The sequence below is a fragment of the Duganella sacchari genome (genome assembly GCF_900143065.1).
GTDB lineage: Bacteria > Pseudomonadota > Gammaproteobacteria > Burkholderiales > Burkholderiaceae_D > Rugamonas > Rugamonas sacchari.
On the sequence record NZ_FRCX01000004.1, the window covers coordinates 522,181 to 545,649 of the forward strand.

20 protein-coding genes and 2 riboswitches are annotated in these 23,469 nt (G+C 56.9%); of the genes, 12 read left to right on the forward strand and 8 right to left on the reverse strand.

Going from position 1 to position 23,469, the window contains the following annotated elements; all coding sequences use genetic code 11:
* Positions 1 to 20: 20 nt before the first annotated feature.
* The 3 genes from gntR to BUA36_RS11470 form a co-directional block, all read right to left on the reverse strand.
* Positions 21 to 1,049 carry an HTH-type transcriptional regulator GntR gene (gene gntR / locus BUA36_RS11460; protein ID WP_072784506.1) on the reverse strand — a complete coding sequence of 343 codons (1,029 nt, stop codon included), beginning with the start codon at positions 1,047 to 1,049 and terminating at the stop codon, positions 21 to 23.
* Positions 1,050 to 1,111: 62 nt separating this feature from the next.
* Complete coding sequence (locus BUA36_RS11465) at positions 1,112 to 1,600, reverse strand: DUF4124 domain-containing protein (protein ID WP_072784507.1); 489 nt, start codon at positions 1,598 to 1,600, stop codon at positions 1,112 to 1,114.
* A gap of 75 nt (positions 1,601 to 1,675) precedes the next feature.
* Positions 1,676 to 2,167: an FxDxF family PEP-CTERM protein gene (locus tag BUA36_RS11470; RefSeq protein ID WP_084560104.1), complete on the reverse strand. Its 492-nt coding sequence runs from the start codon at positions 2,165 to 2,167 to the stop codon at positions 1,676 to 1,678.
* A gap of 359 nt (positions 2,168 to 2,526) precedes the next feature.
* On the opposite strand from BUA36_RS11470, the gene BUA36_RS11475 reads away from it, so the two are divergent.
* The 7 genes from BUA36_RS11475 to BUA36_RS11505 all read left to right on the forward strand — a co-directional run bounded on the left by BUA36_RS11475 (position 2,527) and on the right by BUA36_RS11505 (position 10,254).
* The gene (locus tag BUA36_RS11475) at positions 2,527 to 2,775 is read left to right on the forward strand and encodes a hypothetical protein (RefSeq protein WP_072784509.1); all 249 of its coding nucleotides are present in this window, start codon (positions 2,527 to 2,529) and stop codon (positions 2,773 to 2,775) included.
* Between the two features lie 248 nt (positions 2,776 to 3,023).
* The gene (gene guaB, locus BUA36_RS11480; protein ID WP_072784510.1) at positions 3,024 to 4,487 is read left to right on the forward strand and encodes an IMP dehydrogenase; all 1,464 of its coding nucleotides are present in this window, start codon (positions 3,024 to 3,026) and stop codon (positions 4,485 to 4,487) included.
* Between the two features lie 66 nt (positions 4,488 to 4,553).
* Positions 4,554 to 6,164 carry a glutamine-hydrolyzing GMP synthase gene (guaA, locus tag BUA36_RS11485; RefSeq protein WP_072784536.1) on the forward strand — a complete coding sequence of 537 codons (1,611 nt, stop codon included), beginning with the start codon at positions 4,554 to 4,556 and terminating at the stop codon, positions 6,162 to 6,164.
* A gap of 506 nt (positions 6,165 to 6,670) precedes the next feature.
* Entirely contained in the window at positions 6,671 to 7,594 is a 924-nt protein-coding gene (locus tag BUA36_RS11490) for a tyrosine-type recombinase/integrase (protein ID WP_229255674.1), read from the forward strand.
* Positions 7,543 to 9,516 carry an RHS repeat domain-containing protein gene (locus tag BUA36_RS11495; protein WP_072784541.1) on the forward strand — a complete coding sequence of 658 codons (1,974 nt, stop codon included), beginning with the start codon at positions 7,543 to 7,545 and terminating at the stop codon, positions 9,514 to 9,516. The genes BUA36_RS11490 and BUA36_RS11495 overlap by 52 nt, the downstream gene beginning before the upstream one ends.
* Positions 9,509 to 9,898 (forward strand): hypothetical protein, encoded by a 390-nt coding sequence (locus BUA36_RS30255; protein ID WP_139260483.1) that lies wholly within the window; start codon positions 9,509 to 9,511, stop codon positions 9,896 to 9,898. The genes BUA36_RS11495 and BUA36_RS30255 overlap by 8 nt, the downstream gene beginning before the upstream one ends.
* Before the next feature lie 110 nt (positions 9,899 to 10,008).
* On the forward strand, positions 10,009 to 10,254 hold the full coding sequence (locus BUA36_RS11505) for a hypothetical protein (RefSeq protein ID WP_139260485.1): 246 nt from the start codon (positions 10,009 to 10,011) through the stop codon (positions 10,252 to 10,254).
* 874 nt (positions 10,255 to 11,128) lie between these two features.
* Here the strand turns inward: BUA36_RS11505 and BUA36_RS11510 are convergent.
* Together BUA36_RS11510 and BUA36_RS30700 are read right to left on the reverse strand one after the other, a co-directional pair.
* Positions 11,129 to 12,115, reverse strand: a complete 987-nt coding sequence (locus tag BUA36_RS11510) for an ATPase (RefSeq protein WP_139260487.1) — start codon at positions 12,113 to 12,115, stop codon at positions 11,129 to 11,131.
* A 6-nt stretch (positions 12,116 to 12,121) separates the two neighbouring features.
* Positions 12,122 to 12,361, reverse strand: coding sequence for a hypothetical protein (locus BUA36_RS30700; RefSeq protein WP_072784558.1), 240 nt, complete (start codon positions 12,359 to 12,361; stop codon positions 12,122 to 12,124).
* 780 nt (positions 12,362 to 13,141) lie between these two features.
* Between BUA36_RS30700 and BUA36_RS11520 the strand changes: the two genes are divergently transcribed.
* From BUA36_RS11520 to BUA36_RS11530, 4 genes are all read left to right on the forward strand, one after another.
* Positions 13,142 to 14,608 (forward strand): RHS repeat domain-containing protein, encoded by a 1,467-nt coding sequence (locus BUA36_RS11520; protein WP_072784561.1) that lies wholly within the window; start codon positions 13,142 to 13,144, stop codon positions 14,606 to 14,608.
* Between the two features lie 20 nt (positions 14,609 to 14,628).
* Positions 14,629 to 15,177, forward strand: a complete 549-nt coding sequence (locus tag BUA36_RS30260) for a tRNase toxin domain-containing protein (protein WP_139260489.1) — start codon at positions 14,629 to 14,631, stop codon at positions 15,175 to 15,177.
* A gap of 8 nt (positions 15,178 to 15,185) precedes the next feature.
* Positions 15,186 to 15,710 (forward strand): Cdi1I family immunity protein, encoded by a 525-nt coding sequence (locus tag BUA36_RS11525; RefSeq protein ID WP_072784565.1) that lies wholly within the window; start codon positions 15,186 to 15,188, stop codon positions 15,708 to 15,710.
* Between the two features lie 770 nt (positions 15,711 to 16,480).
* Positions 16,481 to 17,275, forward strand: coding sequence for an EAL domain-containing protein (locus BUA36_RS11530; RefSeq protein WP_072784567.1), 795 nt, complete (start codon positions 16,481 to 16,483; stop codon positions 17,273 to 17,275).
* A 571-nt stretch (positions 17,276 to 17,846) separates the two neighbouring features.
* Here BUA36_RS11530 and BUA36_RS11535 read toward each other — a convergent pair.
* The 3 genes from BUA36_RS11535 to BUA36_RS11545 all read right to left on the reverse strand — a co-directional run bounded on the left by BUA36_RS11535 (position 17,847) and on the right by BUA36_RS11545 (position 21,596).
* Positions 17,847 to 17,939, reverse strand: coding sequence for a type II toxin-antitoxin system YoeB family toxin (locus BUA36_RS11535; RefSeq protein WP_229255675.1), 93 nt, complete (start codon positions 17,937 to 17,939; stop codon positions 17,847 to 17,849).
* Between the two features lie 94 nt (positions 17,940 to 18,033).
* Entirely contained in the window at positions 18,034 to 19,506 is a 1,473-nt protein-coding gene (locus tag BUA36_RS11540; RefSeq protein ID WP_084560106.1) for a PepSY domain-containing protein, read from the reverse strand.
* A complete protein-coding gene (locus BUA36_RS11545; RefSeq protein WP_072784672.1) occupies positions 19,494 to 21,596 on the reverse strand; it encodes a TonB-dependent receptor in 2,103 nt (700 codons plus the stop codon). The genes BUA36_RS11540 and BUA36_RS11545 overlap by 13 nt, the downstream gene beginning before the upstream one ends.
* A gap of 165 nt (positions 21,597 to 21,761) precedes the next feature.
* Positions 21,762 to 21,979: riboswitch (cobalamin riboswitch) on the reverse strand.
* Positions 21,980 to 22,071: 92 nt separating this feature from the next.
* Positions 22,072 to 22,304, forward strand: a riboswitch (cobalamin riboswitch).
* Positions 22,305 to 22,412: 108 nt separating this feature from the next.
* Between BUA36_RS11545 and cobW the strand changes: the two genes are divergently transcribed.
* Positions 22,413 to 23,462, forward strand: coding sequence for a cobalamin biosynthesis protein CobW (gene cobW, locus BUA36_RS11550; protein WP_072784569.1), 1,050 nt, complete (start codon positions 22,413 to 22,415; stop codon positions 23,460 to 23,462).
* The last annotated feature ends 7 nt before the right edge of the window (positions 23,463 to 23,469 follow it).

Consider the following 23,469-nt stretch of genomic DNA (forward strand, 5'->3'; position numbering starts at 1 on the left):
CGGTGCAGCAGTCGCGGGGTTTATGCGCTTTCGCGCGCCATCAGCGTGAAGCCGAGATCGATCTGACGATGGGCTGGCTGCTCGCCTTTGATGACAGAGCGCAGCAGTGTGGCAGCTTCAAAGCCGATGCGGTAGCGCGGCGTGCCGATCGTGGTCAGCGACGGGTTCATCCATGCCGACGCCGGCAGATCATTAAAGCCGCAGACGGCCAGCTGCGACGGCACTGCGATACCACGGCGCTGGCATTGGTAGATGGCGCCGTGCGCGAGGTCGTCATTGCAGCAGAAGATGGCGTCGCAATCCGGCGCCTGGGCCAGCATGCGGCCCAGCAGCTCTGCGCCCAGTGCAATGGTGGACGGCTCGCCCACCATCACCTCCAGCTTGATGTCGGCCAGGCCCGCATCCACCATGGCCTTGCGGTAGCCCTCGGCGCGGCGCAGCGTGCGCTCATCGAGTTGTGCGCCGATGAAGCCGATGCGCTTGTGGCCCTTGTCCAGCAGGTAGCGCGTCATCGCGTGGCCGGCCTGGAATTGCGAGAAACCCACGGACAGGCGCTCGGGATCGGCCGACATATCCATCATGGACACCACGGGCATGCGGTTGGCGGCCAGAATCTGCTGCACGCGCGGGCTGTGGGTCAGGCCCGACAGCAGCATGCCGTCGGGATTGGACTGCAGGTAGGTGGCGATGAGTTTTTCTTCTTCGCGGTCGGAGTAGCGGGTGTTGCCAATCAGGATCTGGTAGTCGTCGGCGTCCAGCGCATCCTGTATGCCGGCCAGCACTTCGGTGAAGACGGCGTTGGACAGGGACGGTACCAGTACTGCGATCACCTTGGATTGCGACGAGGCCAGTGCGCGGGCGGCGCGGTTGGGGACATAGCCCAGCTCATCCACGGCTTGCTGCACGCGGTCGCGCAAGGCTTGCGACACCATGTCCGGCTGGCTGATGGCGCGTGAAGCGGTCATGGTGGCGACGCCGGCGCGCTGCGCCACCATCGCCAGCGTGATACGGCCGCTAGCACGGCTCTTCCCCGCTTGAATCTTGGTCATGGATGAAACCGGGTGATATTGATAGCGATATCATACGGCACCCCGGTCAAAAGTAAGAGGGCCTATTTGCAATCAGCCAACACTTTTTGTGTCTTTTTGCGCAAATCCTCGCGTTCCTGATCGTTCATATAGCCGCGCTCACCGTTCTTGTCATAGGTGCTCAGGCGCAGCCCCTGGTCGAGTGCCTGCTGGTTCTGGCGCGCGGCGTCACAATTGGCGGCAATGTCAGCCTTGCGCTGGGTGTCAGCGGCGGCGCGTTGCTGGGCGTCGGCAGCTTCGGTCTTGCGCTTGTTGAAGTCGGCATTGCGGTCAGCTAGCGTGGGCGCGGGCCGGGTAGCTGGCATGTCTGCTGCAGGTTCGAGGTCTATTGCGTTGGGATTGAAGAGCGGCTTACCGGGAGCTTTAAGGATCCGCTTTTCTGGCACATTAGGCGGCGGCGGGCGATCGGAAAGTTGTTTAACGCCTTTGTCGTCAATCCACACGTATTGCGCCAAGGCTAATGGGGAAATTGCCAGCAGCCCGGCAATCAACAATGTATTGCGGTGGTTCATAAAAAGGCGCTCCAGTAAGGCATGCACCGATTTCGCCACTATTCATGGCGGCTGTCAACTGGAGCACCAGCGGCTTTACGACTGTTTTTTACGGCGAGCCATGAAGCCGACCAGGCCCAGGCCGCCCAACAGCATGCCATAGGTTGCTGGCTCCGGTACCGGGCTGACAGTAATCGAGCCATGGTAGTTGTGGAGGTTGTCGGCAAGCACTTGGGTGCCGTTCAGAACCAGCGTGAATGGCGAGCCCGAGGTGATGGTGAAGCCTCCGACGCTGAAATAGCCTGGAATGTTGGCAGCGTAAGCGGTGTTCTGGTTGTTCAGCGTGGCGGAGGTGATATCCACCAGGTTGCTGTGGTAAGACAGAACCACATTGTAGGTGCCGGAAGCCAAACCGTTGAAGGTGATAGTGTCGGAGCCGCCAGAAAGCAGAGTACCTGCTCCTGAAAAGTCGAACGTATTACCCAGCGAAATATTGAAAGACTGGTCATCAGCACTGGCGGAGAAGGCAGCACTGGTGAGCAAAACAGCAGCAAGCAGTTTCAGTTTCATCGTAGAACCCCTAAACATAACGTTATGGTGACCGGCAGATGCAGCTACCGGGCTGTTTTTTGCCTCGAAGGGCAAGCTAAGATAGCAATAATCTTAAATTGGCGTTAAAACAACACCAATTCCGCGTGGCAAAATTTAACAATTGTTTTGGTGGTGGCGCACGCTCCAACCTATGCGATTGAAATTCTAGTATAAATATTTTAACTTTTGCACTAAAACTGTTGTATGGGTGTGTAAATTTTGGTTTGTTTTATGATGAAAGTAGTTAGTGCTGAAGCCTTCCAGGCTTATGACGAGGGTTCGATTCCCTTCATTCGCCCTAAACATTGAATTTCAGATTCATCCATCATGGCTGTTCCAACTTTCAGGAGGCCAATATGCCGCTATATCAAGTCCGGTACCGTGGTGATAAAGAGCTGACGATTAACTCTTCTAGCATTCTGCGCGAAGAGCAGATCGTCGAAAATGTGCTGGTCGAGGAGGGCATCATTCCGCGCGTGCTGGAAGACCGGGTGCGTGGCGAAGCTCAAGGTGCTGGACAGAGTCTGAAAGAGTTAATTGCTGCGAATAATCTTGCTCCGATGGCGTACACGGAAGACGAGAGCGAGCCGATCACCATTGCGTGATGCTTATCTACTAGCTTGGAGCTGCCCTCAGGCGGTTTTTTTTGTCCTAAGTCTTTGCGCGGTGACAAGGACTGGCTTGAAAAAACGTGCGTAGTCGCTGACGAAACATGGCCTGGTGGGCTACGCGCCTTGCAGTTTCCACCGCTACTCCACCCGGCCCCGTATTATGGCTGGACAAGTTTCAGGTTGTTGCAGACAAACATCAGCGCTTCCTGTATAATGCCGCTTTGCGCCTATAGGAAAATGCTATGCGTCTACTCCAAAAAGCACTCACATTCGATGACGTGCTGCTCGTCCCAGCGTACTCCAACGTTTTGCCCGCGGATACGTCCCTCAAAACCCGTCTGACTCGCAATATCAGCCTGAACATCCCTCTGCTGTCGGCAGCAATGGATACGGTCACCGAGGCCCGCCTGGCAATCGCCATGGCACAAGAGGGCGGTATTGGTATCATTCACAAAAACCTGAATCCGAAAGATCAGGCCCGTGAGGTAGCGCGCGTCAAGCGCTTCGAGGCTGGTGTGCTGCGTGACCCGATCACGATTCCGCCGACCATGAAAATCCGCGACGTCATCAAGCTGACCGAGCAATATGGCATTTCCGGCTTCCCGGTCGTGGAAGGCAAAGAAGTCGTCGGCATCATCACCAACCGCGACCTGCGTTTCGAGCAAGAGCTGGATGCCGAAGTGCGCGCCAAGATGACGCCACGCGAAAAGCTGGTGTACGTCAAGGAAGACGCCGACACCACCGAAGCCAAGCGCCTGATGAACAAGCACCGCCTGGAGCGCGTGCTGGTAGTCAACGACGCGTTTGAGCTGCGTGGCCTGATTACCGTCAAAGACATCCAGAAATCGCACGAGCACCCCCTGGCCTCGAAAGACTCGCAAGGCAAGCTGCTGGTCGGCGCCGCAGTGGGCGTCGGCGCCAAGGATGAAGAGCGGATCGACCTGCTGGTCGCCGCCGGCGTGGACGTGCTGGTGGTCGATACCGCCCATGGCCACTCGCAAGGCATCCTGGACCGCGTGAAATGGATCAAGACCAAGTACCCGCACGTGGACGTCATCGGCGGCAATATCGCTACCGCTGCCGCCGCCAAAGCGCTGGTCGAATACGGCGCGGACGCGGTCAAGGTCGGTATCGGCCCAGGCTCGATCTGCACCACCCGTATCGTCGCTGGCGTGGGCGTACCGCAGATCACCGCGATCTCCAACGTGGCCGAAGCACTGGAAGGCACCGGCGTGCCATGTATCGCTGACGGCGGTATCCGCTTCTCGGGCGATATCTCGAAAGCGCTGGCGGCTGGCGCCTCGACCGTGATGATGGGTTCGATGTTTGCCGGTACCGAAGAGGCGCCAGGCGAAGTGATCCTGTACCAGGGCCGTTCGTACAAGTCCTACCGCGGCATGGGCTCGCTGGGCGCGATGTCGGATGGTTCGGCCGACCGCTACTTCCAGGACGCCACCATGAAGGCCGACAAGTTCGTGCCGGAAGGGATCGAAGGCCGCGTGGCTTACAAAGGCTCGGTGCTGGCGATTATCTTCCAGCTGGTCGGCGGCGTGCGCCAGTCGATGGGCTACTGCGGCTGCGCCACCATCGAAGAACTGCGCAACAAGGCAGAGTTCGTCGAGATCACCTCGGCCGGCATGCGCGAATCGCACGTCCATGACGTACAAATCACCAAGGAAGCGCCGAACTACCGTTCGGGCGACTAAACAGTCCTTGCAACGCCGGCCGCCGTGGCCGGCGTTTTTCTTTTCTTTACCTCTTCAGTACATTCCATGCACTCTAAAATCCTCATTCTCGATTTCGGTTCCCAAGTGACCCAGCTGATCGCGCGCCGCGTGCGCGACTCCGGCGTGTTCTCGGAAGTGTATCCGTATGACGTCAGCGACGAATTCGTGCGCAACTACGGCGCCGCCGGCGTGATCCTGTCGGGCAGCCACAGCTCCACGCTGGAAGGCGACGCACCGCGCGCACCAGACGCCGTCTTCGAACTGGGCGTGCCAGTGCTGGGTATCTGCTACGGCATGCAAACCATGGCGGCGCAGCTGGGCGGCAAAGTGGAAAACGGCAAAGTGCGCGAGTTCGGCTACGCGGAAGTGCGCGCGCGCAACCACACCAAGCTGCTGGACGGCATCAACGACTTCGTGACCGCAGAAGGCCACGGCATGCAGAAGGTCTGGATGAGCCACGGCGACAAGGTGCTGGACATGCCGCCAGGCTTCGTGCTGATGGGCGACACGCCGTCGTGCCCGATCGCCGCCATGGCCAACGAAGAGAAACACTTCTACGGCGTGCAGTGGCACCCGGAAGTCACCCACACCGTGCAAGGCAAAGTCATGCTGAGCCGCTTCGTGCACGAAATCTGCGGCTGCAAGTCGGACTGGAATATGCCGGACTACATCACCGAAGCGGTCGAGAAGATCCGCGCGCAAGTGGGTAAGGATGAAGTGATCCTGGGCCTGTCGGGCGGCGTCGATTCGTCGGTGGCGGCAGCGCTGATCCACCGCGCAATTGGTGACCAGCTGACCTGCGTGTTCGTCGACCACGGCCTGCTGCGCCTGAACGAAGGCCAGATGGTGATGGACATGTTCTCCAAAAACCTGGGCGTGAAAGTGATCCGCGTGGATGCGGAAGACCAGTTCATGGGCCACCTCGCGGGCGTTACCGATCCCGAGCAGAAGCGTAAAATCATCGGCCGCGAATTCGTCGAAGTGTTTGATAAGGAATCGGGCAAGCTGGTGAATGCCAAATGGCTGGCGCAAGGCACCATCTATCCGGACGTGATCGAGTCGGCTGGCAAAGGCAAGAAAGGCCAGACCATCAAGTCGCACCACAACGTCGGCGGCCTGCCGGAGCACATGAAACTGTCGCTGCTGGAACCGCTGCGTGAGCTGTTCAAGGACGAAGTGCGCAAGCTGGGCGTGGCGCTCGGTCTGCCGCATGACATGGTCTACCGTCATCCATTCCCAGGCCCGGGCCTGGGCGTGCGTATCCTGGGCGAAGTGAAGAAGGAATACGCCGACCTGCTGCGCCAGGCCGACGCCATCTTCATCGAAGAACTGCGCAACACGCCATACGAGTTCGTGGCCGGCCAGGCAGTCGATGCCGACAACCTGCCGAAGAACTGGTACGAAGCGACCTCGCAAGCGTTTGCCGTGTTCCTGCCGGTGAAGTCGGTGGGCGTGATGGGCGATGGCCGTACTTATGAGTACGTGGTCGCACTGCGCGCAGTACAGACGCAAGACTTCATGACCGCCCACTGGGCGCACCTGCCGCACGCGCTGCTGGGCAAGGTAAGCAACCGCATCATTAATGAAGTCCGCGGACTCAACCGTGTCGTGTATGACATCAGCGGCAAACCGCCTGCGACGATTGAGTGGGAATGATTTGCTAGCTGGTAGCGGCTGGCGCTGCCTGGCAAACGGATGAGACTAAGCCCCTGATTTTCAGGGGCTTTTTCTTTTTGAGTCGACGCTGCCTGGCAGATTCAAGCAAGCGATAGCAAGGATTTTTGATGGTCATCATGATGGCATGGTTTTCCTCGGTGATGATCTCAGGCAAGGAATACCATCATCTGCCGCTGAGCTCGTGATGGTATCTATGTTGGTATATTTCCCTGTAACTGTATGATTTTAAAAGAGTTTTCTTGGTTCCGCATAGTGTTCGTTCGCTGATGGTATTTTGCGCGAACTTTAGCTGGCTGTGCAAGGTCTAATCTTTGATCGAAAGTCTCTAAGTAACTGACATTTATAGAGATTTCTTATTTCAATGGTATACGACTGGAGACTAAAATGCTGACTGATACAAGGCTAAAGAACCTGAAGCCGCGGGATCGCCTTTACAAAATCGCCGACAGGATGGTCTGTATGTCGCGGTGCTACCCAGCGGCGGGGTGTCGTTTCGATTCAACTACCGAGTCAATGGCCGACAGGAGACTGTGACCTTGGGCCGGTATGGCGTGGGTGGCATGACCTTGGCGGAAGCGCGTACGGCGCTTGCCGAGGCACGCAAGACCCTGAACAGCGGCGAGTCGCCGGCGCGCACCAAGACCGAGCGGATCCAGCAGAGAAAAGCGGAGGAGTCCTTTGCTGTGTGGGCGGAACGCTGGCTGGAAAAGTACAAGATGGCGGAGTCGACGCGCGGCATGCGGCGCTGGACTTATGAACACGATCTGAAGAAACCGTTTGGTGCGCTACTCCTGTCGGAAATTACCGAGCAGCGCTTACGTGAATTGTGTGACCGCGTTGTGGAACGCAAGGCGCCAGCGGTGGCTGTGCATGCACGTGAAATTGTCCTCCAGGTGTTCAGATATGCTGACTCGCGCGGTGTGAGGCATCCGAATCCTGCACTAGGTGTGCGGCCAGTATCGATAGCGACGTTTGCGCCGCGCGACCGCACACTCTCGCCAAACGAAATCCGATGGTTTTACAAATATTTGGAACGTATCCAAAGCGCACCCACCATCAAACTGGCCTGCAAAATGCTGTTATTGAGGTTGGTGCGCAAGTCCGAGTTGACCGATGCGACTTGGGATGAAATAGATTTTGAACGTGCCCTCTGGACGATACCTGGCGCACGAATGAAACGGCGAAATCCTCATAAGGTCTATCTGCCTCACCAAGCAATGGAGATTCTAGTTGCGTTCAAGACTTGTGCAGGCGGGTCGCGCTTCATACTGCCGAATCGTTATGATATCGACCGGCCGATGAACGGTGTGAGCTTGAATGGGGTGTTGACCAAGGTCGTCGAGACTGCTATCTGCGCGTGCACACCTACGACAGCTACGGCCGTCCGGACACGACTACGCAGACGCTGACCGGCGGTGCCTATATAAGCCAGGTAGTGTATGACGACTGGGGCAGGGCGGTCGCGCAGAAATATACCGGCGCTGGCAAGACCAAGCAGTTCGACCTGCGCTACAACAAGAATGACTATCTGAGTGCGGTCGAGCGCGGCGGGCTCAAGCTGTGGAGCGTGAGCAAGCAGGATGCGGCCAACCGGCCGACCGAGCTGGCACTGGGCAATGGTCTGACCCAGGTGCTGGGCTACGACCCGGGATCGGGCCGCCTGACCAGCGACCAGGTCAAAACCGCCGCCAGCGCGCTGCGGCTGGACCAGAGCTATGCCTATGATGGCCTGGGCAGTGTGGTCATGCGTACCCAGTACTGGGACACGCACGGCTTTATGGAAGGATTCACATATGACGGCCTGAATCGCCTGGAGACCAGCAAGATTGGTGAGGCGACGCAAACTTTCAAGTACAACGCCAATGGCAGCCTGCGCAGCAAGACCGGCATTGGTAGCGGAGATTATGTGTATCCGCAAGCGCTCGAGCAGCGCCCGCATGCGGTGAGCAGCATTCCGGGCTACGCCAGCTTCAAGTATGACGACAACGGCAACCTGACGTCAGCGGGCAGCCAGTCGATCGAGTGGACCAGCTTTGACATGCCAAGGCTGATCAAGAAGGGCGACTACAGCAGCAGCTTTGTCTATGGTTCAGAGTACCAGCGAGTACGGCAGGACCGTGGCGACGGGCTGTCGATCGTGTATGCCGGTGCGCAGGAAGTGGAGCTGCAAAACGGTACGGTGAGCAAGGTACGTACCTACTGGCCGCAGGGCATTGGCTTTGAGGTTGATGTGGCGGACAAGCCGGTGCAGCTGGTGTGGACGCACAAGGACCGGCTGGGCAGCCCGGTGGCGTTGACGGGCGATGATGGCCAGATCATCGAGCAGCTTGCGTATGACGCCTGGGGCAAGCGCCGCTCGGCGGTGGACAACACCACGCCAGACACGGTCGATGGCGTGACGGACCACCGCGGCTTCACGGACCACGAAATGCTGGACCAGCTGGACCTCGTGCACATGAATGGACGTGTGTACGATCCGTATACGGCCAAGTTCCTGTCTGGCGATCCGCTCGTTCAAGACCCGATGAATGGGCAGAGTTATAATCGGTACAGCTATGTGCTGAATAATCCGACGAACCTGACGGATCCGACCGGTTTCCAAGCTTTTGACCCGAATCTCCCATGTGGAGGAAGATCCCCATGTCAAAGTGATAACTACTATGATCCTAACAGCATAAATTCTCCAAAACCTAAAAACGGAGAAAAAAGCACCGTCCCACCGCCAAATTCGGTCAACAAAGGTAGCGATCCAAAGAATAAGGGCAATTCGGCAAACAAGAATGAGATCGAAAAAACGGACCCTAACATTCCAACAGTAGTCATTAAAGGTGAAAAGCAACATAACGTAGCCATTGTTTTTGGCGGTAAATCGCCTGGAAATCCTTTTGGTCACGTGGCATTAGCCATTGAGGGGCAAGGAATAACTTCTTTTGGTACAGGAACCGCTCCACGGAGTAGCTTGACTGACTACCTTAATAAGCAAAGTAAGTATCGCTCGACTACGGTCTACATCATGAAACGGACAAATAGCCAAATCGAGAAAATTTCAGACTCATTACGTTCAATGGAGAATGTCCCCCTCCCAGACGTTATAAATCATCCTGACCAAGCATACGATACATGCGCGAGTCGCTGCAATGAGGCGTTATCTAAGGGCGGGCTATTCGAACCTAGAGATCCAATTGGATCGTTCTTGTTCGGGACGCGCTCGAATATGCCGACGAGCACCGCCGACATCGGTCGAGAAAATGCGTCGGAGATAGTTAGAATTCCGCAAGGTCAGACCGCGCCTTCGAGTCTTTCAATTTTCAATCCTGCTAAAGATGACTAAATATTTTTTGACGCTGGTATCAATATTCATTCTTGGACTCATAGGATATGCGGTGAAGGAGGTTGTGAGTGGACATGAGCTAAATGATTATCCAGAATGGTCTGTTCTTCAAGTAGCTCTTCCGAAGGGAATAAGCGATGGCGAAAAGGCCAGGATAATCAGTCCTGCAGATCAGGATAATCGAGTCGTTCTGCTCGTGCGAGCTAAGTGCAGTCCAAAAATCGTCGCGATCTTACTTAATCCTCGAAACGGTTATAAACAACTACCGGATGATGTTCCGGCTATAGATAGTGATGTATTGGATAAAGTGCGTGGTATAAAAGGTGTGCCTTCCGATGTATTTTTGAAATTGAAGAATTTCGAATCGCTGCGTTGCGATTGAATTTATAAGGATTCGGCAAAAGCGGATTCCAGGACCATTCGCGCAGATCACCAGGTGACCCATTGCGGGGCATCGTGCAGGAGTTCCATGATTACGGAACGATTGGCCTCATGGGAGCAGACGAACAAAAAAGGTGGAAGCAAGAGGGGGATGGCGTACAAGACTTTATAGACAAGTATCAAAGCGATAAAGAATTTGCAGATGAAGTTGACCATGCCATGGGACAAGCTCTAGGCAAGATGTACACAAATAATCAGGATGGATGGCTCAAAGCTTTTATAGGTGATACCACTCGTAAGGTTGAAGAGGGGCGGCGCGGCCGATTCGCTACTAAAGGCGGCGTGTTAGGGCAATAGTACGATAGGGTTTTTTATATTTGAAAAATTTAGAATTAAATACGCAATATTTTTTTGTGGCTATTGTTGCGTCTACATATTTAACATTGAAGTTATGTAATTATCGTTTTTTATACGCGATTGTTATTCTTGGTTTGTATTTTTTTGGAGGGGTTGGTTTCTTTCCCTTTAAAACATTAGGGCAAAGATCTATCGGAATAGGCGTTTTTTTTAGGTGCTCTGATGGGGCTGGTTTTATATATGCAGCGCTATATATAAAGCGATTTTGCATGCCGCGAAAACTGCCGGCGTGGTCTTTGTGATAGGGCCGATTAGCAGGTCAACGATGTACAACCGTTGTAGTCTTCATGGGGGCTGGCGCTCCCCCCGTACCATGCCACATTCCTGATGCGGCAACGGCCACTCCTGCGGCGCGGCGCTTACTTTTTGTTCTTGTCCTGCCCCGTCGCATTGGCAGTAGCTGCGGTAATATGGTGACGTGTATCGGCATATGCACCTGTGAGCAGAAGAAGGATGCTGCCGCTGCCGCCGCAGAGAAAAGGGCGCCATCCGAAGCGCCGCCACGGGTTTAATGACAGGCTTTCGCCAGCAGCGTTTGGGCGAAGGCATTTTGAACGGCTCGGGGGTGTCTAACAGACTGGTGTCGATTCGCTTTGCTATTTATCTTGCCGATCATAAGGAGCGCAATAGTCCGAAACCAAAGCAGCGGAAATTGACTGATGACGAAAATTTTGCAAGGCACCAGCTCAAATAGATTTTCGTCGGAGCATAACCTATACCACTCAGCCCTAAGGTTTCCCTTTACTAGTTGGAGGCGTGGAAGCTGGGTCAGCGATAGCGGGTTAACTTTTCACGCAAATGAACAAGCGGCGCATTAGCTGTCGGTCTGCGGCGGCAGGCGGGCGATAAACGGTGCTGTCGTCGGTGTGTACCGTATCGCCAGACACTGTCTCGATTCATAAGAGCTTTGTTCGGACAGAAGCTGCTGGCTGCCCACTTCAAGCATGAGACGGTCGTGGATGGTGGCTGTCTGACTGGCCTGATCGTACAGGGCAAGGAAATACCGAGTGCTCATCAGTACCTCGCCGCCATAGCTTCCGCGTAACTCGTCGGTGTCGCTAAGCGGGTAACCCAGTTTGTCGACGCCTGCGACAAGATAGCCAAGCTCCATTTCGCGTTCTTGCAGCGGCCGGACCAGTTGGTCGACGACCCACTGCTTTGCGGTGGGCAGCACGGAAAACAGCCCGTCACGTTCAATCACCGCCTGCAGCACGGGCTGTTCAAAGTCGGTGCTGTTGTCGTAGACGTAGACTGCATCAGCGATTTCGGCAGCCAGAGGAAGAAGTGCCAGTGTTCGGTGGTAGCGCTCACGTACTTTTTCGGGGGCAACAAAATGACCGGTAGTGGTTTGCGTTGTATAGCGAAGCTTGACGCGGGCCACATTGGTTTCCGGGTTGTCGGTCGTAATGAAGGTCAGGAACAGCCGGTAGCCTTGTTCCTTGAGCAGTAGCATTTCACTGATTCGCGACGGGTGAGACATGACTGTCTCAAAGGCAAAATTCTGTTTTTGCCCGATGGCTTCCGCACGCACGCGGATGGCTGCGCGCTGTGCCGCTGCATCCCGCGCATCCTGATCGGGAAAATCACCTTCCAGGTCTTTTGCGACCTGGTCTGGGTTGATAAAGTGTGCGGGCAGGGGGTACACGCCGCGTACGGTGGCCAAGCCGGTTTTCTTAATCTCGTCAATCAGGGAGGTCTTGCCGGAGCCGTTGGGGCCGGCGAACACCACGGCATGCAGGTCGAGATGCGGTGCTTCGTCTTGTGCAGGCATAGAAAAAAACGCGGCGAGCCGCGTTTTCAAAAAAGGTTATTTCGTACGAGAGAGTTGCCGACTGGCGTAACTCGCCACATCGGAGGTTGTCGCCGTACTGATGTCGCGCTGCGGCCCACGTTGTGCACGTTCTTTAATGCCTAGCAGGGTTTGTTCCATATTGCCGACGATCGCCCGGTCCCAGACTTGTACGGTCGCACCGAGAAAGGGGGATTCTCCCCTCAGTGTAGTGGGGGCGCTAAACCGATCCAGCGTACCTCGCAATTTAAGCTTCATGATTTTCTCCAGCTCGATTTCTCATTATAGCTCATACCTCTGGACAGTGCGTATCGCCCCAGAGTTGCCGCTTGCTCACCTGTTCTTCCGCCCCTGTGAATGAGGGAAACTTTCAATTGGAAAATTATCATTTGTACCTGCTGGCTATGCAATGGATACATGGGCAATTTTCAACTCAGCTCGACAGATACTCGATTTTTCGCTGACGCGTTGGATCGACGTATTGCCGCAGACCCGCTTAGCTTTTTATTCCAAAACTCGTACTGTGAAAAACCTTGACTGAAGGTTGCGTCAGTGTTTTAGAATCCGGGGGATATGGATTTCTGAAATTTCAATTAGGAAATTAGAATGCCTTTGTGATAATATTGTTTGCTCTGTACTACGCCACGCTTGCTTGTCCACACGCAGTTGCGCTGTGGAGAACTGATTCAGATAAATAATCTCAATGCGCCTTTTCCTACGCTCCTACGCCTTTATTTTAGCTATTGTTCATGCCTGTGTATTGAAATGCAAGTCCAGAAGGGCTTCTTACCAGGTGCTATTCAGTGGACTACTCCTGCTCATATTCAATCATACGGTATCGGCTCAGACCTATGGTTGGGTGACGTTTAGCGGCTTGTCTGTCACCCGCGAAGCTGGCGTGGCTGACGCTAGCGGCGCAATGCAGGCTGGCTTGCGTGCTTCTTTAAGTGCGCGCAAAGGAGATGCAGTCAGCCAGATTGATATGCTCGAAGGCGCGAAGGTGCTGGCGACGCAGAACTGCGCGGTCTATACCTGCGCGTGCACACCTACGACAGCTACGGACGTCCGGACACCACCACACAGACGCTGACCGGCGGTGCTTATATAAGCCAGGTGGTGTATGACGACTGGGGCAGGGCGATCGCGCAGAAATATACCAGCGCCGGCAGGACCAAGCAGTTCGACCTGCGCTACAACAAGAATGGCTATCTGAGTGCGGTCGAGCGCGGCGGGCAGAAGCTGTGGAATGTGAGCAAGCAGGACGCGGCCAACCGGCCGACCGAGCTGGCACTGGGCAATGGTCTGACCCAGGTGCTGGGCTACGACCCGGGATCGGGCCGTCTGACCAGCGACCAGGTCAAGACTGCCGCCAGCGCGCTGCGGCTGGACCAGAGCTATGCCTATGATGGCCTGGGCAGTGTGGTCATGCGTACCCAGTACTGGGACATGAACGGCTTTATCGAAGGGTTCACATATGACGGCCTGAATCGTCTGGAGACCAGCAAGATTGGTGGGGCGACGCAAACCTTCAAATATAACGCCAATGGCAGCCTGCGCAGCAAGAGCGGGGTTGGTAGCGGGGACTACGTGTATCCGCAAGCGCTCGAGCAGCGGCCGCATGCGGTGAGCAGCATTCCGGGCTACGCCAGCTTCAAGTATGACGACAACGGCAACCTGACGTCGGCGGGCAGCCAGTCGATCGAGTGGACCAGCTTTGACATGCCAAGGCTGATCAAGAAGGGCGACTACAGCAGCAGCTTTGTCTATGGTTCGGAGTACCAGCGGGTGCGGCAGGACCGTGGCGATGGGCTGTCGATCGTGTATGCCGGCGCGCAGGAAGTGGAGCTGCAAAACGGTACGGTGAGCAAGGTGCGTACCTACTGGCCAATGGGGATCGGCTTCGAAGTTGATGTGGCGGACAAGCCGGTGCAGCTGGTGTGGACGCACAAGGACCGGCTGGGCAGCCCGGTGGCGTTGACGGGCGACGATGGCCAGATCATCGAGCAGCTCGCGTATGACGCCTGGGGCAAGCGCCGCTCGGCGGTGGACAACACTACGCCCGACACGGTCGATGGTGTGACGGACCACCGCGGCTTTACGGGCCACGAAATGCTGGACCAGCTGGACCTGGTGCACATGAATGGACGTGTGTACGATCCGTACACGGCCAAGTTCTTGTCGGGCGATCCGCTCGTTCAAGACCCAATGAACGGACAGAACTATAATAGATATAGCTATGTGCTCAACAACCCGACGAACCTGACGGACCCGACAGGGTTCGCACTTGATTGCTCACTTCAGGCATTTTGTAATAATCAAGCCTGGGCAGCTTTTGAAAAAGGAATGGATAAAGCTAATTCCGTTTATCAAAAAGCGAGTGATGAATTTAAAGCTGCGGTTGACCAAGCCAATAGCTATTTCAAGCAACGCAATTCGAAAAATACGGAGAGTCAACACCGAGCCAGCCTGCTGGTCAGGGGACAAGTTCGGCAGACAAAGGAGTAATCGGTAAGGCATGGGACGTAGTGAAAGGTACTGCAATCGGCCTTATCGAGAATGCAGCGGCAGACGCACATGATTTACCAATGGGAGGCCGTGGCCGAGAGCTTGGGTTGGATATGCCGACGCCAAGAGAGACGTGTGGAGGATGTGACTATAAGCCCGGCCAAGTATTGCCGGTCCCTGCAAATGCTGAGCAGGAACTAGGTAGGGATTTAGCGCCTGCGGTCTCGATAATCATTAGTGGGGTACGCAGACCAAGTCTGTCCGGTTTGTCATTCGGTCAGATGCGGACGGCATTGGAAACTGCGCAGGAGACATATAAAGGTAGTACAGCCATCGGTCATGCACTTTCGAAACACGCGGGACGTAACCCTCAGATATGGGGGCGAATTTCTGGCTCCATGAAAACTTGGAATGATCAGGGAATGAAGCAATTCAGGGAGATCATCCGTGCCCCGGGCGAATTCCAAGAGAAAGTCTACGATGGGCTGAAATTCCTTGAGAAGCGGCTGGAGGACGGTCGAGGTGTCCGGCTCAATATGGACTCGACATTCAAAGGCTTTATTGATTGAGGAGAAGCATGAAAAATTCTTTTGAAATCGTATTCGAAAACGTTTCTATGTTGAGGATTGGTGAGCTCGTTGGTGAACTGCTCTCCCATGCAGATGAAACCGAGTATATAGAATTTTCCGATGACGCCCAAGTTGGAGATGGCAAGGCGATCACTCCAGATCTGTTGACCGCTAGGCTGTTAAGTGAGCCGGAGTTGACGGCGACGATTCGTGTAAGACGCTTTGCCACAACTGCTGCGACTATTGATCTTGTTCTGATAAGAGTGATCAAGTATGACGATGTTGTTGATCTTGAAATGAGTTTCGATATTGATGAAAATGAAAATGAAAATGAAAATGAAAATGAAAATGAAAATGAAAATGAAAATGAAAAGCCAACCACAATCATGCATGCTCTGCATGAGTACGCCCTGACAATCGCAAATTTGTTTTCAACGGGTGATGTGTACGGTGGAATGGAGCCAGCTGCTGATTTTGCTACCAGATATTTTACTAATCATCTACCCGGCCCTCTCCCATTTGATAGAAATTAGATTCGGCAAACAGTGGGGGGCATCTTGGCCCGCACGGACTGGTCACAGTCGCAATCATCGAGTCTAAAAGGCAGGTTCTCCTCGGCCGACAGTCCATCATAGCGCTCGCATCAATTCCAACAGCCAGCCAGCTGGCCGGCACATAATCGAGCAAGCTCAACGTCCAACCGCATTCGTTGATCAGGCTGACCGCGACCGGCGCCGGCGGGCGCTGGTGCAAATCGCACTTGCAGCAGCCCGGGCGCGACCGGCGACCGCGCAGCCGGCGAACCCAGTAACCTATGCTGTACTGGATAGTCTTCTTGTAGGGAGAAGGCGCGCTGCAACAGATCGCTTGCTCGCAGTGTGCAACCCGCTCTTGCCAAACCGCTTCGTCTGTCGTCTTTTATTGCTGAGGCTTTACGGCGATCAAAACGTCCGAAAATGGCGGGTTGGTGCGGTGTAAAATGCGGTATGGGTGTAAGTCTTTGATTTTAAAAGGTGGAATACGGCCTGCAAAGCCGTATTGCCGTCTGTATTACTGCCAGACCACCACGCGTCAATTTGAAGATGGTATTTCGGATGGTACCGAGTTTTTCAAGGTAGTAAAGATGCATATAAATCAGCCGGTTAGAGTGTTCATCGATAATCGAGTGGGAATGACGAGTCCGCTATAACTCGCTTGCAATGAAAATCACGGAACTTGCGGAACTCAGGCGCATAGCGTGCCACTCAACAGCGTAGCGCGCTATGCTGTTATGATCCATATGCAGATTTATGGAAGGACCAGCATGCATCAGGTGAACAATAATATGGATAGAAAATGTGGCGTGTGCAAGGACGCTAACCTGGATTTTGACTTTGCGTTTGCATATCAGCCGATAGTGGATCTGGCACGACGGGCTATTTTTGCGCATGAAGCGCTGGTTCGAGGGGTGGATGGTGCGTCGGCCGCAAGCGTGCTGAGTCTCGTCAACGAGAGCAACCGTTATGCATTTGACCAGCGTTGCCGCGTCAAGGCCATTGAGGGCGCTGCTCGCTTAGGCATGCAAGAAAAGCTGTCGATTAACTTCTTGCCCAATGCGGTGTATAAACCCGAAGCCTGTATTCAAAACACTTTTAGCGCAGCGCAGCGCGCCGGCTTCCCGCTATCCCAAATTATCTTTGAGGTAACAGAAGGCGAAGAAGTGCTTGATCGCGCGCACCTGGTCAATATCTTTTACGAATACCGCCGCTTTGGTTTCAGCACGGCAATCGATGATTTCGGCGCAGGCTATTCGGGACTGGGCCTGCTGACTGAATTTCAGCCAGATATTATCAAGCTCGATATGGGGCTGGTGCGGGGAATAGAACGTCATCCGGCAAAACAGGCTGTACTTGACGGTGTTTTAATGGTGTGCAAGCGGCTCGGCGTCACGGTGCTCGCTGAAGGCGTTGAAACCGTTGCAGAACGCGACTATCTGTTTGCTGCAGGCGTATCGTTGATGCAGGGCTATCTATTCTGTCGACCAGCGTTTGAAAGCCTGGGCGTGGTTGATTCCGGCGCCTGGATTGATACTTCCCAGCGGCCCGGTGATCGTTCGTAGCACTGCAGTTGGGCTTTAGTTAGTAGTGCATCAAGCCATAACGTGCGTTGGATATGAAGAGGAATCTGATTGGATGCCGCGCTATCTGCCATCACCTTTGAGTAGGAAACGAATCGCCCGGAATGCGAGCCTCAAAGGTCTGGAGCCGCTTGGCGGTAGCCATGAAACTGTCTAATCAATTGGACGCAAGACGGTACGAAGATGCTTCTGGGGCGGTAAAAACTGCCAGGGCAGACTCCGCTTCGCTATCTGCTGCTTGATCCACATGGGTGACTGGTGCGATTAACGCAACCAGCTGACGAAGCACAGGGTGCGGTGTTAGACGCTATCTGCCCTGGGAAACGACAGAGCCCTCTTACGCAGACAGGCGCTCGCCCAGCGCAATCGACAAATACGCTGTCCAGCTTTCGGGACTACTAAAGACTGAGGCGGCCAAATCACGCAAGCAGCGGCGCACTTTGAAACAGCTTCATGAAGAACTAAAGAAGTTGGGCTTTGAAGGGGCCTACGACCGGGTTGCAGCGTTCGCCAGCTAAGCTATAAAGGAAGGGGGAGCGAGCTCCCCTTCCTTTCAATAGCGGTGGCGGCACGAAATAATAATTAATTCCTCATCATGCACTTCGTAGACTAGCCGCTTAGTTTCGTCAATTCTCCTCGGTTGCAAGCCCCGGGCTGAATCTGCAGAGCTCAGCCAATGGCGTCATCAAGGACTTCGCCAACTGAATCAGTGTATCGCAACGGGCTGGCTGCGCAGACAATCATTTCCTGCTGCGCGTTTTCAGACGGCGCCAGCCCAGTACCAGCCCGGTCACACTCAACATGGCGCCCAGTACGCACAGCGATGCCACCATGACGTCCCACACCGGGCGGGCGCGCACTACAGCGGCAAAGTCCAGCTGATGCAAGCCGTTGAATAGCCAACGGTTCCATTGGCTGTTGCGGTCGGCGTATTCAACCAGCTTCCCCTGTGCCGGATCGGCGTAGAGGGTAGTCTGGTCGGCCGACTGGAATTGCACGCGCAGCACGGGGAATGCCCGCTCCGTGTGATGGCTGTAGTAATAGTTGTCGGCGCTGGTGATTATTTCGGCAGCCAGTAGCGGCGTTTCGGGACGCGTGGCGCGCAGGGCGTGCAGCAGCACTTCCTGGGGAATGGCCGGCAATACGGCACCGCTATTGGCGTCGAGCAGGCTACGGCTTGTACGATCTAACGCGCTGAAATACAGCTTGCCATCGATGCGGCGCCACTCCAGTTCCAGCAGATCCACATGCACGCGGCCCACATGCGCAGGCGACACCGACAGATCATCGCGCGTCAGCGGTCCGCCCGCGAACGCCAGCCGGTCTTGCGCGGTGATGCCTGGCGACGACAGCCAGTCAAACGGCGTGACCGACAGCCAGCCACTGAATAACCAGGTCAGCGTCAGCGTGCCCGCGCCAAGGCCCAGCCAGTGATGCCACGCCTGCCAGCCGCGATACGGCGAGCGCCGCCCGCCGGCGTAACGCTTACGCAAGCGCAGCCGCTGGATGCCCAGCACCATGCCGAGCATCACCAGCACGAACGCCGCGGCGGAAGTCCACATCACCACTTGCCGCCATGGCTGGCCGTAGGTGCGCAAGGGCGTGAAGTAGATCCAGTGAATCACCGAGCCGGCCCAGTTCCACGCGCGTTCGCTGCGCGTGGTGTCACGCACCAGTTCACCAGTGCGGCCGGAGACATACAGCACGCTGCCTGCCGCATCGTCGGCTTCCACGCGGTACAACGGCCGATGCATTTTGACCGAACCAAACGTCCACTGGTCCAGGTCCACGGTATCTACGGCCAAGGTCCTGGCGCCCGGCGCTGCGCTGGCGGCGGACGACCTGGCGATGTCGTCCGTCATCTGCAAGACTGTGCCGGTGTCGGCCCACACCGAGCGCCAGCGGCCCTCGGCCATGAAGTGATAGGCGGGCCGGCCCGCTACGCTATTCAGCTTGACGACGTCGGGAATGCCCGGCTGGCCAGTGGCCTGCCAGGCATTCCACGCGCTGACCTCGACTTGTTCGACATTAAGCGGCGCCAGCCATGCCATGCGCTCCTGTTCGGTCAGCGCAGGGTAGGGCACATACATCATGACGATGCCGGAGCCGAACCACAGCAGCACCAGCAAGCCGATGCCGATGCCAAGCCAGCGATGCAGCAGATGCAGCTGCCGTTTCCAGGAACCCATGGCGCGGACGATCAGTAGCGCCACTGAACCGTCAGCTCGCCGTGGCGGCGATCACCGAGCAGGTACTGGACATCGCTGTAGGAGGTGCTGGCATACAGCTTGTTGGTCAGATTGCGCAGGTTCAGCTGCACCAGCAGGTTGCGGCTGATGTTCCAGCCCAGCGAGGCGTCGATGGTGGCGTAGGAAGGCAGCACCTGCGAGTTGGCGTTGTCGATGAAACGTTCGCCGACGTAGCGCGCACCCAACGCCGCGCGCCAGACATCAGCACGGTAGTTGAGCCACAGATTGGCCGAGATCTTCGGCACGTCGGACGGACGATTGCCGGCGCGCGAGACATTGCCGCTTTCCAGCAGCTGGTCGAACTGGGCGTCAGTGTAGGCCGCGTTTGCTTCCAGGCGCCATGCCTGTGCCAGTTTCACGCTGGCGCTCAGTTCGGCGCCGCGCGACGATTGCGAACCGCCCTGGATCGACAATGCCGGATGGGCCGGGTCGCGCGTGATGATGTCATCCTTGCTGATGCGGTACAGCGCCGCAGTCCACTCCGCCTTGCCATTGGCCAGCGATTGCTTGACGCCGGTCTCCACCTGGCGCGAGCTGGTCAGCTTGTAGCGGCTGTTGGCCAGGTTCAGCGACAGCAAGCTGGTGACCGGATCGCTGCCGCTGCTGACCTGGCCGTACACCGAAGTATCGGCCGCCAGCTTCCATGTCAGACCCAGCCGCACCGCGTTCGAGTTCAGGCGCGAAGTGAAGCCGGCGGCGCCCAGCAGGCTGACGCGCTCCACCTTGTACTGGTCGTGACGCATACCCGCCAGCAGCAGCAAGCTGCTGGTGATGTCATAAGCGTCCTCGGCATAGAATGCGTTGGTGGTCGTATGGGTTCTGAAGTTAGGCAGCACCGGGTCCGGGCTATCAAACGTGCCGGGATTGAAGCCGGTCGGCGCCACGACCGAGGCGCCGCCGTAAGGCGAGTTATTGTTGTGCTGGAAGTTGATGCTGGCCGCTTCCCAGCCGGCCACGACGCGGTTGGCGCCCGCGTTCCAGCGCGCCTCCAGACGGTTGCCGGTCTGTTCCTGGTCGTGCTGGATGGCGATGTAGTCGCTGCGGTCCACTACCTTGGCTTGCGTGTCGTAGTAATAGTATTCGGCGTTGCGCCAGTTGCGATGCGCCTTCATGTAGGCCAGTTCGTTGCTGATCGTCAGCGCTGGCGTCATGCGCCAGGTCAGGCGCGCAACGGCCTTGTCGTCCGTGAAGGAGATATCCGCGTCGCCGACGTCGTAGTTCTGGTGGCGCAGTTCGCCGGCGATGCGGCCGTTGACCAGCGGCGTGCCGAAATAGCGCTGCGGCTTCTGCTCCAGATGGTCGAGCGACAGGTCGAGGTCGAGGTCATTCGTCAGCGCGTAGGTGAGGCTGCTCAGTACCTTGCCGTGGCGCGAATTGCCACGGTCGATGAAGCCGTCGCTGCGATCAGCGTAGGCATCGATGCGGAACGCGCCTTTTTCGCCGATGGCGCCGGTAGCACCGACGCCGCCGCGCAGCGCCTTGCCGTCGCCCACGCCTGCCATCGCTTCAAAGGTCGTGGCCCGTTGCGGCGCCTTGCGTACCGCATTGATGGTGGCGCCGGTGGTGCCGCTGCCATACACGATGGAGCCAGGACCACGCAGCACTTCGATGTATTCATAGCCCCATGGATCGGCCGGGTAGGTGGCCGTGCCCGAACCTACCTGTGGACGCTGGCCATTTTCCAGCAGCGCGATGGCGCCGTTGCCGCTGAAGCCGCGCGCGGAGTAGGCCACGCCGTTGCCCGGCGAGCTGATGTCGGTCAGGCCGGTGGTGCGGGTGACTGCATCCTTGACCAGCAGGTCGCCGCGCGCCTGCATGGTATCGGCGCTCAGCGTATCGAGGCTGGCGGGCAGTTCCATGGCAGTCAGGTTCAAACGGCTGGCCGTGGCGTTCTGGCGGGTCAGTCCCAGTCCTTCGTGCAGCGCTTCCGCTTGCACGGTCACAGTGGGCATGGATTCGGCCTGCTGGGCCAGGGCGCTGTGGGCGCACAGCAGGGCGACGGCGGCAACGACAGGGCGCAGGGAAGTGGTGTGGACTGGGCGGGATAGGATCATGAAAGCATCTCTGTACAGGTGATATGCCAGGCGCACGCCCACGGACGACACAGCGCGCCGCGCGCCCACGGCGAACGGCAGCGCGCACAGTCACGATGTGCGATTGCTGAAGCGATAAAAAGGAAAACGACGAACAACGCTCAGGCAAGGCCACACCCCGGGCTTTACCGTGCATCGTGACTGGCCGGTCTTCTGGCTCGCCATCATCCTTCCCTGATCTTGCCTTCCCGTGCGTGGCACAGTGGCGGTTGATCAAGGTCGTCAGGCTTACAGCAGCGGGGGCTGCGCCGGACTGGCGCGAAATGAAAATCTCGCGTGTCACCGGCTTCCCGTTTCACCCTCCGGCTGACAAGCCGGAGGGCACCATTCACGTATTGGCGCGTATTCTACATGCGAATAGCAGCATTGTCATACGATCCTTGCGGTGTAAGCAGTAGTGGTGGTGGCGGCGGGCGCTGGGAATTCCTGTAGCCTCAGGTATAATCCGCGCGTTGGTGCTCGCGGCGTCGTTCAAGCGCTGCAGTTCAACGGGAAGCAGGAGGGCCACGCAATCAGCGCTGCCTAACCTGCGCTGCCCCCGCAACGGTAAGTGGATGAATCAGCTGATTCCGCTTCCATCTAGGCCACTGAGCGTTTCGAACACGCGCTTGGGAAGGCGATGGAGGTTTGTCCACCAGCCCGGATACCGGCCAACGACTACGCCGGCACGCATGCGTGCCGGTCACATGCCCAAATATCGTCGGGGAAGACGGTGAGGGCTCACCACGAGTGCCGCTGACCCGTTTCGCCATCTCATTTATTCGCCAAGGAACTTCTATGCAAACCCGCAAAATCCCTGCCACCATTGTGACTGGCTTTCTGGGCAGCGGCAAAACCACGCTGCTGCGTCATTTGCTGACCAACGCGCAGGGCCGCCGCATTGCCGTCATCGTCAACGAGTTCGGTGAACTCGGCATCGACGGCGAATTGCTGCGCGGTTGCGGCATCGGTTGTGACGAGGAGGGCGAAGAAAACGGCCAGCTGTTTGAACTGGCCAACGGCTGCCTGTGCTGCACCGTGCAGGAAGAGTTTGCGCCGGTCATGGAGCAACTGGCAGCGCGCCGCGACCAGATCGACCATCTGGTGATCGAGACTTCCGGTCTGGCCCTGCCGAAACCGCTGGTGCAGGCGTTCCAGTGGCCGGCGCTGCGCAATGCCTTCACCGTCGATTCGGTGATCACCGTGGTCGACGCGCCAGCAGTGGCGGCAGGCCGCTTCGCCGATGATCCGGATGCGGTGGACGTGCAGCGCCGCGCGGACGACAACCTGGATCACGAGTCGCCGCTGGCGGAACTGTTTGAAGACCAGCTGGCCACCGCCGACCTGGTGGTGGTGAACAAGACCGATGGCATGGATGCCGCTACCCTGGCCGCCGTGGAAGCGACGGTCCGTGCCGAGACCCCGGCCGGTGTCAAGCTGGTGCATGCCCAGCATGGCCGCCTTGCACTCGACGTCCTGCTGGGGCTGGAGCGCGCGGTGGAAGATGTAATCGACGAGCGCAAGACCCACCACGACGAAGAGGAAGACCACGATCACGACGCGTTTGATTCGGTCTCGGTGACGCTGGAAGTGAGCGACCGCAACAAGCTGCTGACCGTGCTGACCAGTCTGGTGGAACGCCATGAAATCTACCGCGCCAAAGGCTTTGTCGCCTTGCCGGGCGCCGCCATGCGTCTGGTGGTGCAGGGCGTAGGCCAGCGTTTCGACAGCTACTTCGATCGCGCCTGGCGCGGCGACGAGGTGCGCGCCACGCGCATCGTGCTGATCGGCGACCATCTGGACGGTCCGGCGCTGCAGCAGGAAATCTCCGCAGGCCTGATGGCCTGAAGCACAC

Excerpts from the sequence above, each read along its gene's own strand:
- BUA36_RS11545 (WP_072784672.1), bottom strand. The coding sequence starts at position 21,596 with ATGATCCTATCCCGCCCAGTCCACACCACTTCCCTGCGCCCTGTCGTT.
- guaB (WP_072784510.1), top strand. The coding sequence starts at position 3,024 with ATGCGTCTACTCCAAAAAGCACTCACATTCGATGACGTGCTGCTCGTC.
- BUA36_RS30255 (WP_139260483.1), top strand. The coding sequence starts at position 9,509 with ATGACTAAATATTTTTTGACGCTGGTATCAATATTCATTCTTGGACTC.
- cobW (WP_072784569.1), top strand. The coding sequence starts at position 22,413 with ATGCAAACCCGCAAAATCCCTGCCACCATTGTGACTGGCTTTCTGGGC.
- BUA36_RS11530 (WP_072784567.1), top strand. The coding sequence starts at position 16,481 with ATGCATCAGGTGAACAATAATATGGATAGAAAATGTGGCGTGTGCAAG.
- BUA36_RS11505 (WP_139260485.1), top strand. The coding sequence starts at position 10,009 with ATGGGAGCAGACGAACAAAAAAGGTGGAAGCAAGAGGGGGATGGCGTA.
- BUA36_RS11475 (WP_072784509.1), top strand. The coding sequence starts at position 2,527 with ATGCCGCTATATCAAGTCCGGTACCGTGGTGATAAAGAGCTGACGATT.
- guaA (WP_072784536.1), top strand. The coding sequence starts at position 4,554 with ATGCACTCTAAAATCCTCATTCTCGATTTCGGTTCCCAAGTGACCCAG.
- BUA36_RS11470 (WP_084560104.1), bottom strand. The coding sequence starts at position 2,167 with ATGTTTAGGGGTTCTACGATGAAACTGAAACTGCTTGCTGCTGTTTTG.
- BUA36_RS30700 (WP_072784558.1), bottom strand. The coding sequence starts at position 12,361 with ATGAAGCTTAAATTGCGAGGTACGCTGGATCGGTTTAGCGCCCCCACT.
- BUA36_RS11525 (WP_072784565.1), top strand. The coding sequence starts at position 15,186 with ATGAAAAATTCTTTTGAAATCGTATTCGAAAACGTTTCTATGTTGAGG.
- BUA36_RS11465 (WP_072784507.1), bottom strand. The coding sequence starts at position 1,600 with ATGAACCACCGCAATACATTGTTGATTGCCGGGCTGCTGGCAATTTCC.
- gntR (WP_072784506.1), bottom strand. The coding sequence starts at position 1,049 with ATGACCAAGATTCAAGCGGGGAAGAGCCGTGCTAGCGGCCGTATCACG.